Below are 14,098 nucleotides of genomic sequence, written 5' to 3' on the forward strand. Positions count from 1 at the left end.
TCCTTCCAAAGCGATTATGAATTGCCGATTTCCTGCACCGTCTCTTTCATTTTATGCTGGATAGCCACTTCATCAAATACTCTCATGGTTTCATCCCCAATGCGATTCCAGCCAAATAATTGTTCCACCAGTTTTCTTCCATTTTTCCCTATCTCTTCTGCTGACTTTTCATTTTCCAATAAAAAGTCAATTCCTTGGATAAGTTGTTCTGTATCTCCAGGTTCAATCACTATTCCGCTTTTTTGATGTTCTGCTATTGCTTTTAAACCACCAGTATTGCTAATAATCGTTGGTTTTGCGTAAACAAGGGACTCTAATGCAACCATGCCAAATGGTTCATAATGGCTCGGTATTACTACAATATCTGCTCGTTCATATAATGCTTTCTTTCTGTCTTCCTGCAAGTAGCCGATTAAAAAGACCACGGATTGCAACTCGTTTCTTTCTATATAATTTTTATATTCCTCATACATTGGACCAACTCCGGCAAGAACAAAACATACCTTTTGGTTGTACATGCTGATTGTTTTTGCTGCTTCGAGCAATGTTCCAAATCCCTTTTCTTTCACAAGCCTTCCAATGGCAAAAACAACCGTTTTTTCGCTGCTAATAGGCAAGTCACTAATGGCATCATAGGCTCTTTCATAGAAAAATGACATATCAATTCCATTTGGTATTGTATATATTTTATTTTGATCGGCTTGAAAAATTCGAATCAGTTCTTCCTTCATATAATCGCTGCAAACAATAACTCCATTCGATTCTTGAATCAATTGACTTTCTTTCTCATGAATAAACTTTTGCATTTCCGTATGAATTCCGCCATTTCTTCCATGTTCAGTTGCATGGATGGTCGAGATAAGAGGGATATTCCATTCTTTTTGCAGGGAAATGGCTGCGGCACCTACAAGCCAATCATGTGCTTGAATGAAATCAAAATCAATTGATGATGCCAGTTCCATCCCTTTCTCCCACATTCTCATATTTAATCCAGCAATCCAATGAATAAAATTTTCTTCTAAACTATTTAACGGTTTTACTCTATATACAAATAAGCCAGCTTGTTCTTCTCTATCTAACTCTTCTAATTTTATATTTTGTGCTGTAATAAGATGTACTTCATATCCTTTTTTCGCTAAACTGTTCGTTAAGCCAGCAACATGCGTTCCAAGCCCTCCTACTATATTTGGAGGATATTCCCATGAAAGGATTAACATCTTTTTTTTGCTATTTTGTTTGTTTCCTATTTCTTTTGACCCTGTTTGAATCATTGCATCATTTAAGACAAAAACTTCTTTTTCTCTTTCTTGCAGCCACTCAACATCATAAGACCCTTGCAAAAACGAAAGCAATTTTTCCGCTGCTTGTATATGATTTTCTACCAATTCCTTATTTTCTTCATTCACCTCAGAAAGCAGTCCGGCAAGTAAAATCCATTCTTTTTCCAACTGTGCTATTACCCTTGTATGAGCATAAAATTCAGGAGTGTTCATAATATATTCCCATTGTTTTTCAACAAAGGAACTAGCAGCATAATATGTGCCAAATTCGATAAAAGTAGAAGCATCTTTATTTTTCAAACAACTTGCGCACAGATGTACTTGATCTAACTCTTCTTTAAATTGTTTTTGATAAGCAGCTGGAGAAATATTGGCAATAAACCCTTCGTCGATTACATACATCATGCCTTTATTTAATTCGCTCCGTCTTTCATTAAACGTTGATAACTCTATCGCCAGAGTAATAACACCTTGATGTCTATAATGATTATAAGCATTTACAATCGAAACTATTTCGTTTTGTATATCATTTCTATTGTTTTGTGTGTTTTGAATAATGGTAGTTAATGATTCTTCAATGGGAAAAAACATTAATCCATGTGGAGAGACAACAGCGGTGCCTTCTTCTGTAGGAAGAGGATCGCTGAATTTAATTGTCTCTCCTTTCAGAAAGCTAAATTCAAAGCCAGCATTTTTCACATGCAAATCCAATCCTGGTGTGTAGCTGCCATTGGGAAACCAAAATCCTGTTGGTTTATAATTAAATACTCTTTCAATAATAGATCGTCCTTTATCTATATGCTTTCGAATGCCTTTTTTAGTGTTCAGGTTTGTTAACTCGCTAAATGTTGCAGCACTCGCTAATATCTCTATTTTATTTTGTGCTAACAAATAGCTGATTCCCTTGTTCAACTGCTTTGAATACTCATTCCAATATTGAAGCTCTTTTTCATAATTCTCTTTATTTTTTTCCAAAAATTCAGTCATCTCTTTTTGAAAAAATGGCATTTCAAGTATGTCATAATAGCATGGAGGGATGGCAAGCTGAATGGGGTAATGTTCTTTCTCCTGCTCTACATATTGCAAAAAATTAAGGAAGGAAGCAGACTCTTTGTATAATTTATTTCTTGTATTCTGTTTTTTTGAAAATAGGTTGATAAATGGAAGATTCGCATATACGATTGCTTGAAAATAAGAATAATTCATTTTTTCTTCACATCCTCCCGTTCCATTTCATAATAGCTATATGTGCTGACATGTTCGATCCAATTTGGAGCAGCTAAATTTCCTTTTACCCATGTCTCCATATCACTAGCTAAACTGCCTGTGTGATTTTTATTCGTTCTTGGAAGCTGGATTGGATTAGATTGCAAGATAGGAATAAATGTCTGATAATAATCAAGTACTCCCACTTCAAAACAGTAGCTGCGATTTGCCTTTAAATCCTGGATAACAGCATGCTCTATGCCATTTTGCAATTCAATTTTTTTGGTTGAGTGTGCATTATGTCCATTATAGATAATGCTTGTGATATCATTTATTTTCAGGATAAAAGCGCATTCATCCTGCTTGATTCCATAATATTGAAACAAGATGCACCATTTGCCTTGGGGAATTCTCCAAAATACAAAAGCACTTGTTTCTGCTGAAACTCTTGCTTCCATGCCATTATTGCCGAGCAACTCTTGGATGCTTGTCTTCATTAATTGGTTGGAAAAAGCGATTGCACATTTATCATTTGCTTTTGGCCTCTTGCTCTCTTCTTCTGTATCTGCTGGATTTTGCTCCTCTTCTTGTAAACTTTTCATATACTTATTCCATTGATATTGGACTTTGCCGACCGTAGACCCTAATTCTTTGGCGATTTTTCGAAAGGACAGTCCCTTTCTTCTTAGTTCAAGGATTTGTTCTAGCAAGAAAGTAGCACCCCTTTTTTTAGAATATAAGTTATGTTATTTTAAACAAATGGTTTTTTCTCTTTTTTATAGGATTTCTAAATTTTTTTGATTCCATAAGAAGGGAAGTTCACAGAAGATAAATGAACGCATTCAATAAACATTAAGCAAATCTAGTATTGTATGCATGAGATGCTGGATTTATGGCAATTTATTTATACTACTATGTTATCACTGATTAATAGATGCTACAATGAACAGATTTTGTCGTAAAATGCCTATCTCACTATCTCCAGAGATTTTTGCTGGATATTTTTTTCCGATGCCTCATTTTGACACAATCAGCCTTATTCTTTCGACATTTGTACGCATAGTCCCCTCTAATAATCCGACAATTTCTCATCTTCTTTGCAAATTTCTAAAGCAAACTCCTAACTTTTTGTTTGCATCCTCACTTCTTTTTCTCTTTTTTATTGCAGTTGTTTAGGAACCATTGCATCATATAAGGAAAATGGTAAGATACTAGTAAATACTTATATAATTTAGAGGTGAATTCATTATTTATGTTAATTGTTATGCTTAGCTTATTAGGAGTTTCCGTCCTTTTATTTATCTTTTCTTTTTTTGCAAAAGATCCTTATAAATCGCTGCAAGATACAATGGATCAATTATCCTTGCAAACATATCAGGAATTACATAAAGTGAAAAAAAAATTAAAACTATTAGAAGAGGAACTTTTGCTTGATACGATAGATTTGTCGTCTAATTACAGCACTACAGCCCCAGTAAAGGCCAATGCAGGAAGTTCTATACATGCTATTATCAAAAACCAAATATGGTCGTTAGCCTCCCAAGGTATCCCTGTTGAGCAAATTGCCAATCAATCATCATTATCCATCTATGAAGTGGAGCGTATTATTATGGAAGCAAAGGAGAACGGAAAGTTAGATGAATAAACATAAAATCAGAGCCTTTGCATTTGGGATATTTTTTTCTATTTCCCTAATAGGCGTCTTTTACTTCTTGCAAGATAAAGAAAAAAATACAACGTCCGATCTAGAAGAATCGAAAAGAGTTGTGATGGAAAAGGGATATACTATCTTAAGCAAAACAGATTATGAACAGCTGCAAACAAAAATTGCAACACTTGAAAATCAGACTGCCCTTCCATCCAATGAAACAGAAAACATAAAAACAGAAGCAGAAAAAACATCTCCTTCTTCTTATCAGCTTCATATTGTGAAAGGGATGAGTACAGAAGAAATAGCCAAAAAGCTTGCAAATAAAAATATGATCAAAAATGAAAAGAAATTTGCACAGTTTTTAATTCAAAAAGGTTACCATACAAAAGTTCAAATTGGAAAATATACAATTAAAAAGGATATGACTTATAAACAAATTGCGGAACTGATTACCAAATAACAGTTGTCGAAAGTAGGAATAAACAAAAAACTGCAAACATATAGAAAATGCTAAAAACCTCCTATTATTTTGATTATATGGACCATATAATCAAATAATAGGAGGTTTTTATTACCAATCGTAATGTCTTCCTTTTACAAGATAAAAAACATTTTCTGCAATATTGGTTGTATGGTCTGCTGCGCGTTCAAGGTATCTGCAAACAAATGATAACTGAGAAATTTGCTGCACAAACTCAGGTTTTTGTCTGCTGATTTCCATAAGTTCTCGAATGGCCTGTGTATTTAAGTCATCTACTTCATCGTCCATCTCGGCAATTTTTTTTGCTAGCTTTACATCTTCTTCATTATAAGCTTTTAACGCTAATTGAAGCATAGTGCTTGTAATTTCCAACATTTTTTTCACATGCACAATTGGCTTTACCAGTTCTTGATTGCCGATGCGAATCGTTGCTTTCGCGATATTTACCGCAAAATCTGCAATTCTTTCAATATCTGTCGCAATTTTAATGCCAATAATAATTCTGCGCAAATCAATGGCAACAGGCTGCTGTTTGGCAATTAGCAAAATCGCAAAATCATTGATGTCTTCATACATCATATCTGCTTTCGCATCATTATCAATAATCTGAAGTGCTAAGTCTACATTTTTCGTTTCTAATGCTTCTAATGATTGATGCAATGCTTCAATGGAAAATTCGCCAATCTCTGTTAATTTTGTTTGCAACTCTTTTAAGCCTAATTCAAAGTTTTCTCTAACAACCATTTATGTTTCGCTCCTTTTTGTAAAGTAATCTGCCTATTAGCCAAATCGACCAGTAATATAATCTTCTGTCCGCTGATCTTTTGGGTTAGAGAAAATTTTGTCTGTTTGATCATACTCTATCACTTCACCACTAAGGAAAAAGGCTGTTTTATCGGAAATACGTGCAGCTTGCTGCATATTATGTGTCACGATAATAATGCTGAAGTTTTCTTTCAGCTCATGAACTAATTCTTCTACTTTTAAAGTAGAGATTGGATCAAGGGCAGAAGTTGGTTCATCCATTAAAATAACATCTGGTTCAATTGCTAAACATCTTGCAATACACAAACGCTGCTGCTGACCTCCTGACAAACCGAAAGCATTTTGATGAAGACGGTCTTTTACTTCATCCCAAATAGCTGCACCTCTTAAACTTTTTTCGGCAATTTCCATTAAGATTTTTTTATCGCGAATACCATGAATTTTTGGTCCATACACAACATTTTCAAAAATAGATTTCGGAAAAGGATTTGGTTTTTGAAAGACCATGCCCACTTTTGTACGAAGTTCTTCTACCCCATAATCTTTATCGAAGATATTTCGGCCACGATAGTTTATTTCACCAGAAGTTCTTACGCCTGGCACTAATTCAATCATACGATTTAATGTTTTAATATACGTAGACTTTCCGCATCCTGAAGGTCCAATAATGGATGTTACTTCATTTGCCTTAATATCTAAATTAATATTTTTTAATGCATGATTTTCTCCATACCAAAGGTTTAATTGGTTTGTTTCATATACACTTTCTTTTGTCGGCATTTCTTTTTCAACCTCTACATTTTTCTTTTCCGGTTTTGACATTACTGACATATTCAACGGAAATCCCCCTTTAGGAACTAAAAATTAATAACGTTTTTGAAATTTATTTCGAATCAAAACAGCTATCGAGTTCATTACAATCAATAACAGTAATAAAACGAGAATACCTGCTGCTGCTAGACCTTGAAACTCTTCTTGTGGTCTACCTGTCCAGTTGTATATTTGCATTGGCAATACAGTAAACATGTCAAATACCGTTCTCGGTAAAAATGCTAAGAAAAGCGGCAATCCAAGTACTACAAGGGGTGCTGTTTCCCCAATAGCACGTGATAATGCTAAAATTCCCCCTGTTAATATACCAGGGATACTTGCTGGCATTACCACACGAACAATCGTTTGCCATTTGGTTGCACCCATCCCAAGGGATGCTTCTCTAAGTTCATTTGGTACAGAACGAATGGCTTCTTGGGAAGCGACGATAATAACAGGCAATACTAATAAACTCATCGTTAACCCTGCTGCTAAAACACTTGTGCCCAATGTTAATGCACGGACAAATAGTGTTAATCCTAACAAACCGAATACAATGGAAGGAACTCCTGCCAAATTCGATATATTGATTTGGATAAAATTTGTAAATTTATTTTTCTTTGCATATTCTTCTAAATAAATAGCTGTTCCAACTCCGATTAACAAAGAAACAGGGGCAACAACCGCCATTAGCCACACAGTTCCGATTAATGCCGTATAAACTCCCGCTTGCTCAGGTTTACGAGATGGCAAACTTTGCAAAAATTGCAGATCCAAATAGCCAATTCCTTGAGTCAATACCCGATAAAAAAGAATTCCTAAAACAACTAACCCAAACATAGTCGCACAAAAGAACAATGCTTTTAATATGGTATTTGTTATAAGTCTCGGTTTCATTTTTTGCAGTACTTTTGTATGGTCAATCAGTTTCATTAATATTCCTCCCTAAACTTTCGAGAGATAAATTGTGCAAGTAAGTTCATTAGTAGAGTAAATAGGAATAAAGTAAAACCAACAGCATAAATACTGTAATAAATAGTTGTACCATAACCTGCATCCCCTTGAGAAACTTGAACAATATATGCTGTCATCGTTTGAATGGATTCTGTTACATTAAGATTTAAGTTTGGTGTACTTCCCCCGGCAACTGCAACAATCATTGTCTCCCCAATTGCTCTTGATAAAGCTAACACAATGGAAGAAACAATTCCTGAAACGGCAGCTGGCAGAACCACCTTTAAAGAAACTTCAAGCTTTGTTGATCCAAGAGCTAAGGCTCCTTCACGCATTGATCTCGGTACAGAGCTCATTGCATCCTCAGATAAAGACGCAATCATTGGTGTAATCATAATACCGATGACAATACCAGGACTTAACGCATTAAACATTTCCAAGGAAGGAATAATTTCTCTTAGTACAGGTGTTACAAATGTTAAAGCAAAAAATCCGTAAACAATGGTTGGGATACCTGCAAGTACTTCTAATATCGGCTTTATAATGCGTCTTGTCTTATCGCTTGCGTATTCACTTAAATAAATGGCAGAACTAAGCCCAATTGGCACTGCAACAATTCCTGCAATTAATGTTACTTTTATTGTTCCTGCAATTAATGGCATTATGCCAAAAGATCCTGGTTCAGAAAATGGATACCATTTTTTTGCTGTAATATATTCAATAATAGAAACTTTTTCAAAAAAAGTGAATGTCTCGACAATTAATGTCAGGAGTATTCCTAATGTTGTCATAATGGAAAGAATAGCTGTTACTAACAATACTTTCGGCATTAGTTTCTCTAATAATTGACTTGCACTTGCTTTTTTCTTCTTTTCTTCGATCATTTCTTGAACGGAGTATGATTGGTGTGTTGAATCTTGTGCACTCATTGTTAAATCCCCCTTTATCCACATGCCAAGATGGAAAGCTTTTAGTAAAAAGCTTTCCATTCACTTCCTTACTTAACTGCTTTAATTGCTTCTAAATCTTTTTTGTATTCTTCATCTGGAAGTTTTACATAACCCACATCTTCTGAAAGTGCTGCTGCCTGGTCAATTGTAAATTCAACAAAATCTTGTACTTCTTCTTTTTTCAATGACTCATTTTTAACATATGTGAACAATGGTCTTGATAATGGAGCATATTCTCCGCTTTCTACTGTTTCATTTGTAGGTTCTACAGGTCCATTTCCTCCATCAATTGGCACTACTTTTAATTTATCTTTATTTTCTGCATAATAAGCATAACCAAAATAACCGATAGCATTTTTGTCTCCTGTAACCCCTTGTACTAATACATTATCATCTTCTGATAAAGTTGCTTTTTCATTAATTGGTTGTTCTTCTAAAATAACCTCATCAAAATAATCAAATGTACCAGAATCCGTTCCAGGAGAATACATTTTAATTTCTTCTGCTGGCCATCCTTCACGAATATCAGACCATTTTTTTGTTTTTCCATCTTCTAGCCAAATTTTCTTTAATTCATCTAGTGTTAAATGATCAACCCATGTATTTTCTTTATTTACAACAACGGATAAACCGTCATATGCTAATCGTAATTCTGTATAATCAATTCCTTTTTCTTCTAATTGAGCTTTTTCTTCATCCTTAATTGGACGTGATGCATTGCTAAGATCTGTTTCCCCAGCGATAAATGATTTAAACCCACCGCCTGTTCCTGATGAAGCAACAGAAACTTTTACTTTTGGCTGTTCCGCTTGATATTCTTCTACAACTGCCTCCATTATTGGATAAACAGTTGATGATCCATCAACTTTTATTTGTCCTTCAAGTTGTTTTTCAGCTGAATCACTATTTGCATTATTTGCTCCCGTTCCACCACAGGCAGCAAGCGTAAGTACAGCTCCAATCATTGCTACAGATCCTAGTCTTTTTAAGCTCTTCATTTTCTTTATTCCCCCTAAGGATGGTTGTTTTTCTTTACATGTTAACTATAATATTCTTGTATTAATTTAGTTTTAATCAAATGTAAATCTTGTGTAAATTTATAGATAAAAAGTAACAGGATAACTCGAATTTGCCGGAAAATTTGACCACTATTAAATTCATTATTTGAGGCTAGTTTGCTTATCATATAAAAGATTTACTAACCGATTATACGAAATAGCTACGTTTAACACCCCCCCTAATAAAAAAAGGTAAAACTATGTACAAATAGTTTTACCCTAATTTTTTCCCTTATTCTTTTGTTATTTAATCCTAGTCTTCCGAAGAACTCTCTTTTTGGCGCTCTTTTTTCAGGTCAAAATAAGCATCTAGCACTCTTTCACCAATTTTTTTGTTTATTCCATTATCTACACTGCCTTGATACGCCCATGGAACTAATACAGCCATTGCCACTTCTGGATTGTCAGAAGGTGCATAGCTGATTAAACTTAAATTCATAACTTCTGGAGGTTCATCATAATTGCTTCTAGACGGACCATCATAAAATGCTTGGGCTGTTCCTGATTTCGCAGCAGGCGAATAGGATTTTCCTCCTAACGCACTGTATACTGTACCTTTAGGAGTTTGTGCAACCATTTTAAAGCCTAGCTGCACTCTTTCAATCCACGCTTGTTTTGCATCGATTGTATTTAATACTTTCGGTTTAATCGTTTCTACTATTGGTCCAAGCTCGTTTTCATCGGAAACAGGCTCCCTTATCTCTTTTACAATATGTGGTTCCATTCGTTTTCCGCCATTGGCAATGGTAGAAACATATTGCGCCAACTGCATAGTAGAATACGTATCATACTGCCCAATTGCTAAATCCAGCAAAAATCCAGGTTTAGTGCTAGCCCCTTTAAAACCAGTTTGTTCATTAGGCAGATCAATTCCTGTTCTGACACCTAATCCAAATTGTGCATAATAATTGCGCATTGTTGTAAAAGCAGATGAGTGTAAATCTAATGGCTGATTGTATGCATAGGTTCCCCCTGCAATTTTTATTGCTGTTCTGAACATATACACATTGGAAGACCTTTGCAATGCCGTTAAATCATTAATATCTCCCATATATGTCCATGATTTTTTTAATGGAGTCCCAGCAATTTTTAGCCCTGTATCACTTAATACTGTTCCTGGGGAAATTGCACCAGTTTTATATCCTGCTAAAACGGTCGCACCCTTTACAACAGATCCCACATTATAGGTTGTTGTAATATTTCCAAGGGCATCATCCGTCATTTCCATTTTCCCTGTTTCAGAATTTTTTTCTAATCGTTTCCCAGCCATTGACAGCACTTCACCGGTATCTGGGTCCATTAACACCACATAGGCACGGTCTAAAAGGCTTGTTCCTGCCGATTGTTTTGCTGTGCGAAGCTCTTCTTCAATAATTTTTTCGACTTTTAATTGCAGCTCCATATCAATAGAAAGTACTAAATCATTTCCTCGTTGTCCTTCTGCAATAACTTCTGTACTGGTGATATTTCCAGATTTATCGGTTTTATTGCGAACCTTCTCTTTTTGGCCTTTTAATACATCTTCATATTCTAATTCTAAATAGCTTGTGCCGACACGATCATTACGGCTGTATCCCCTTGACTCATAATACTCCAGCTTCTCTGCTGGCAAACCTTTTTCTGAAGAACTGACATTTCCTAACACTGTTTTTAATGTATCTTTAAATTTATACATGCGATCCCAATCCGTCGTCGTCTCAACTCCAGGAAGAGATTCTAAATTTTCACTGACAACAGCAAGTTCTTTATCTGTTACGTCTTCATTTTTTACCATTTGCGGCGTTAATTTATAGCCGCTTGAAAATTCTCGGTAGATGGCGATTACTTCTAAATCACTTTGTGTTAATGTATTCAATTCTTGTTCTGTAATTCGCTCTAACTGCAGTTTATATACCTGTTGATTGTATTCATCTTCATCCGTATATTTTTCCTGCAATTTCTTTTTTTCTGCAGCAGTTACTTTCTTTTCTGCTTCTTTTGGATGTTTTATTATCCAATAATCTTGTTTATCCCGTTCTGTTACTTTTTTTGTATCTTTTTTAATATATGTTGCCAAAAGTTTTGCCGTTTTCAACATTTCTTCTTGTTTTACGCCAGTATTTGTATAGGTTATGGCATTTTTCGCTTTGTTATCAACAATCGTTTTTCCAGTTGTATCATAAATTTTCCCACGAGGCACTGATGTATTTACCGTGACGTCTTCTGTTTTTTCCAACTCTCTTTTATAATCTTCACCGTAAACAATCTGCACAAATCCTAAACGGAGAATCAATGCGGAAAACAATAAAAATACGGCGAAAAAAATAATATTAAGACGAATTGGTATAGTTTTCTTTTTTTTCTTTTTTCCCAACTTCCAGCCACACTTCCTTTAAATCAATTCTTGTTCTATTGTAATAGAAATGCTTGGATAATTCTATTAATAACCTATTGGAATAAATTACTAGAGGAATTCTATACCATAAGATTCCCTTCATTCTTTTTCTTTTTTGTTTTAATATTTTCTTTTACCGTCCCTTTTATTTAGAAAAATTTCAAAAGAAAAATGCCATAATCTATATAACTAGATATCCTTGTGTAAAAATCTCTTTTGAACTATTTCCTCCCCTTTCTTCTCCTAAATGAAAGAAGCTGCAAACAATAACAAGTCATTGTTTGCAGCTTCCTTTGCTTTTAAATAATGTTCTTTTTTATTTAGCCGTTTCTTCTTTTTTCATTTCAAAGTATTTATCAAGCACACGTTTTCCAATCGTTAAGTTTGGCGATGGTCCACTATTTGTTGTATAAGCCCACGGGACAAGCACCGCCATTGCCACTTCTGGATTTTCAGATGGTGCATACGTAATTAAGCTGAGATTCATTACTTGCGGTGGTGCACTGTAATTGCTGCGGAGGGGTCCATCATAAAACGCTTGGGCTGTTCCTGTTTTTCCTGCTGGCTGATAAGAAGCTCCTGCAAAAACCTTTCCTGTACCGCTAGTCATTACCATGCGAAATCCTTTTTGCACTTGCTCAATCCAGCCTGGCTCTAAATCGACCTTATTTAATACTTTGGGCTGAATTTCCTGCACCATGCCTCCAAGTTCTTCTTCCCCTAGTGACGGATCTCGTATTTCTTTTACCATATGAGGCTGTATACGATAGCCTCCATTTGCAATCGTTGAGGCGTATTGGGCAAGCTGCATATTTGTATATGTATCATATTGTCCAATTGATAAGAACATTAAATTACCAGGTGTTTGTGTATCTTGTCCTTTAAATCCTACCATTTCATTTGGAAGATCAATGCCTGTTCTAACACCAAGCCCAAATTCTCCAAATGAATTGCGAATAGTGGACATCGCCTCTGAAGTACGAGTATCTAATGGCTGGCCATAACTATAGTGCCCTTTCCCAATTGCAATCGCTGTTTTTGCCATATAAACATTGGAAGATTGCTGCAATGCCGTTAAGTCATTAATATAACCCATTGTTTTCCATGACTTAAAAGGTGGAGACCCCTTTACTTGCATCACTTCATCATGTATGACAGAATATGGCTTAATAACTCCTTCTTTATAACCTGTTAACACCATCGCTCCTTTTACCGTTGATCCTACGTTATAAGAGGTTGTAATATTGCCAAGAGCAAAATCCTGTACCTGCTGGTTGCCATTATCATCTTTGCCAAGCATTTTGCCAGCCATGGTCAAAATTTCTCCTGTTTTCGGATCCATTAATACAACAAAAGCCCTGTCTAACAGATAGGTTCCTGCATAGCCCCTTTTTGTTCTTTTTAATTCTTCCTCAATAATTTTTTCTACTTCCAGCTGCAGTTTCATATCAATGGTCAAAACAAGATCTTTTCCTGATTCTCCATCTGTTAAAGCTTTTGAATCAACAATTTCTCCTGTTTTATCTTTTATATATTTAATTTTCTTTTTTTGTCCCTTTAGAATATCTTCATATTGATTTTCTAAATAACTGAGACCAACACGATCATTCATGCTATAGCCTTTTGCCAAATAGCTGTCTTTTTCTTCAGCAGGCACCCCTCTTTGTGAACTGGATACATTGCCAAGCACCGTTTTTAAGGTGGAACCATAAGCATACGTTCTATCCCAATCTTTTGTTGTATCTACGCCTTTCAATTCCGCCAAATGTTCACTGACTCTAGCAAACTCTTCATCTGTTACCCCATTATTTTTTACGATTTGCGGCGTATAGTAATAGCCGCTGTTAAAGGCTCTGTAGATTGCCAAAGTTTCCAGCTCAAATTTAGAAAAACTATTAATCTCTTCTTTCGTAATTCTCGAGCGAAGAAGTTCATTATAGGCTTTTTGGTATTTTTTCGAATCGTTTTTATACGTCTCTTGCAGCTCGGCATCTTCTTTTTTTGTCACCTTTGCTTTTGCTTTTTTCTCATGCAGAAGAATCCAATAATCAATTCTATCTCTTTCTGTAATCTTTTTCAGATCATCTTCTGTATCCATTTTTATTAGTCTAGCAAGCTTTTCTGCCGTATTTTGCATATCTTTTGCTTTTACATCCCAGTTGGTATATGTAATGGCATTTTTCGCCTTATTGCTGACAATATTATGGCCATTTCGATCATACATTTCTCCTCTAGGGACTTGGGTACTGATAATAATATCTTCTTTTTTTTCTAATTCTCTTTTATAATCGTCTCCGTAGACAATCTGCACAAATCCTAAACGCAGTATTAAAGCAGAAAACAGCAAAAACACTACAAAAAATAAAATATTTAACCGAAGTGGAAATTGATTTTTTTTCTTTCTCTTTTTTTCCCCCATTGAAAACACCACACTTTCTCCACCTTGTTATTTTATCGAATAATTTTGGATATATCTAGGATAATTGCTAATTTGGTGGAATTTATTCGTCATAATCATATACAAAAACAAAAAAACTGTATAGTAAGTTTGAACTGCCCCTAAATTGTT

The 14,098-nt window shown here is 35.1% G+C and carries 11 protein-coding genes; 2 read left to right on the plus strand and 9 right to left on the minus strand.

Annotation, left to right across the window (positions count from 1 at the left end):
* Positions 1–14: 14 nt before the first annotated feature.
* Together CWS01_RS00450 and CWS01_RS00455 are read right to left on the minus strand one after the other, a co-directional pair.
* Positions 15–2,486 (minus strand): glycosyltransferase, encoded by a 2,472-nt coding sequence (locus tag CWS01_RS00450; RefSeq protein ID WP_101175022.1) that lies wholly within the window; start codon positions 2,484–2,486, stop codon positions 15–17.
* The gene (locus CWS01_RS00455) at positions 2,483–3,196 is read right to left on the minus strand and encodes a DUF4912 domain-containing protein (protein ID WP_101175023.1); all 714 of its coding nucleotides are present in this window, start codon (positions 3,194–3,196) and stop codon (positions 2,483–2,485) included. Before CWS01_RS00455 ends, CWS01_RS00450 begins: the two co-directional genes overlap by 4 nt.
* Positions 3,197–3,738: 542 nt before the next feature.
* Here CWS01_RS00455 and CWS01_RS00460 point away from each other — a divergent pair.
* On the plus strand, positions 3,739–4,131 hold the full coding sequence (locus CWS01_RS00460; protein WP_101175025.1) for a hypothetical protein: 393 nt from the start codon (positions 3,739–3,741) through the stop codon (positions 4,129–4,131).
* Positions 4,124–4,597 carry an endolytic transglycosylase MltG gene (locus tag CWS01_RS00465; protein ID WP_101175027.1) on the plus strand — a complete coding sequence of 158 codons (474 nt, stop codon included), beginning with the start codon at positions 4,124–4,126 and terminating at the stop codon, positions 4,595–4,597. The genes CWS01_RS00460 and CWS01_RS00465 overlap by 8 nt, the downstream gene beginning before the upstream one ends.
* Positions 4,598–4,708: 111 nt before the next feature.
* Here CWS01_RS00465 and phoU read toward each other — a convergent pair whose 3' ends face one another.
* From phoU to CWS01_RS00500, 7 genes are all read right to left on the minus strand, one after another.
* The gene (gene phoU, locus CWS01_RS00470) at positions 4,709–5,362 is read right to left on the minus strand and encodes a phosphate signaling complex protein PhoU (protein ID WP_101175029.1); all 654 of its coding nucleotides are present in this window, start codon (positions 5,360–5,362) and stop codon (positions 4,709–4,711) included.
* 36 nt (positions 5,363–5,398) lie between these two features.
* Positions 5,399–6,163, minus strand: a complete 765-nt coding sequence (pstB, locus tag CWS01_RS00475) for a phosphate ABC transporter ATP-binding protein PstB (protein WP_328588878.1) — start codon at positions 6,161–6,163, stop codon at positions 5,399–5,401.
* An 84-nt stretch (positions 6,164–6,247) separates the two neighbouring features.
* Entirely contained in the window at positions 6,248–7,126 is an 879-nt protein-coding gene (gene pstA / locus CWS01_RS00480) for a phosphate ABC transporter permease PstA (protein WP_101175031.1), read from the minus strand.
* Positions 7,126–8,076 (minus strand): phosphate ABC transporter permease subunit PstC, encoded by a 951-nt coding sequence (gene pstC / locus CWS01_RS00485; RefSeq protein ID WP_101175033.1) that lies wholly within the window; start codon positions 8,074–8,076, stop codon positions 7,126–7,128. Before pstC ends, pstA begins: the two co-directional genes overlap by 1 nt.
* Before the next feature lie 68 nt (positions 8,077–8,144).
* Positions 8,145–9,095 (minus strand): PstS family phosphate ABC transporter substrate-binding protein, encoded by a 951-nt coding sequence (locus CWS01_RS00490; RefSeq protein ID WP_101175035.1) that lies wholly within the window; start codon positions 9,093–9,095, stop codon positions 8,145–8,147.
* Between the two features lie 313 nt (positions 9,096–9,408).
* The gene (locus CWS01_RS00495; protein ID WP_101175036.1) at positions 9,409–11,508 is read right to left on the minus strand and encodes a peptidoglycan D,D-transpeptidase FtsI family protein; all 2,100 of its coding nucleotides are present in this window, start codon (positions 11,506–11,508) and stop codon (positions 9,409–9,411) included.
* Between the two features lie 337 nt (positions 11,509–11,845).
* Complete coding sequence (locus CWS01_RS00500; protein ID WP_407938515.1) at positions 11,846–13,960, minus strand: peptidoglycan D,D-transpeptidase FtsI family protein; 2,115 nt, start codon at positions 13,958–13,960, stop codon at positions 11,846–11,848.
* Positions 13,961–14,098: the final 138 nt, after the last annotated feature.

It is taken from the genome of Niallia nealsonii, assembly GCF_002835805.1.
GTDB lineage: Bacteria > Bacillota > Bacilli > Bacillales > Cytobacillaceae > Niallia > Niallia nealsonii.

What these genes read in the sequence shown, in the direction of transcription:
- pstC (WP_101175033.1), bottom strand. Translation starts at nt 8,076, where the DNA reads ATGAGTGCACAAGATTCAACACACCAATCATACTCCGTTCAAGAAATG.
- CWS01_RS00490 (WP_101175035.1), bottom strand. Translation starts at nt 9,095, where the DNA reads ATGAAGAGCTTAAAAAGACTAGGATCTGTAGCAATGATTGGAGCTGTA.
- CWS01_RS00460 (WP_101175025.1), top strand. Translation starts at nt 3,739, where the DNA reads ATGTTAATTGTTATGCTTAGCTTATTAGGAGTTTCCGTCCTTTTATTT.
- CWS01_RS00450 (WP_101175022.1), bottom strand. Translation starts at nt 2,486, where the DNA reads ATGAATTATTCTTATTTTCAAGCAATCGTATATGCGAATCTTCCATTT.
- phoU (WP_101175029.1), bottom strand. Translation starts at nt 5,362, where the DNA reads ATGGTTGTTAGAGAAAACTTTGAATTAGGCTTAAAAGAGTTGCAAACA.
- CWS01_RS00465 (WP_101175027.1), top strand. Translation starts at nt 4,124, where the DNA reads ATGAATAAACATAAAATCAGAGCCTTTGCATTTGGGATATTTTTTTCT.
- pstB (WP_328588878.1), bottom strand. Translation starts at nt 6,163, where the DNA reads ATGCCGACAAAAGAAAGTGTATATGAAACAAACCAATTAAACCTTTGG.
- pstA (WP_101175031.1), bottom strand. Translation starts at nt 7,126, where the DNA reads ATGAAACTGATTGACCATACAAAAGTACTGCAAAAAATGAAACCGAGA.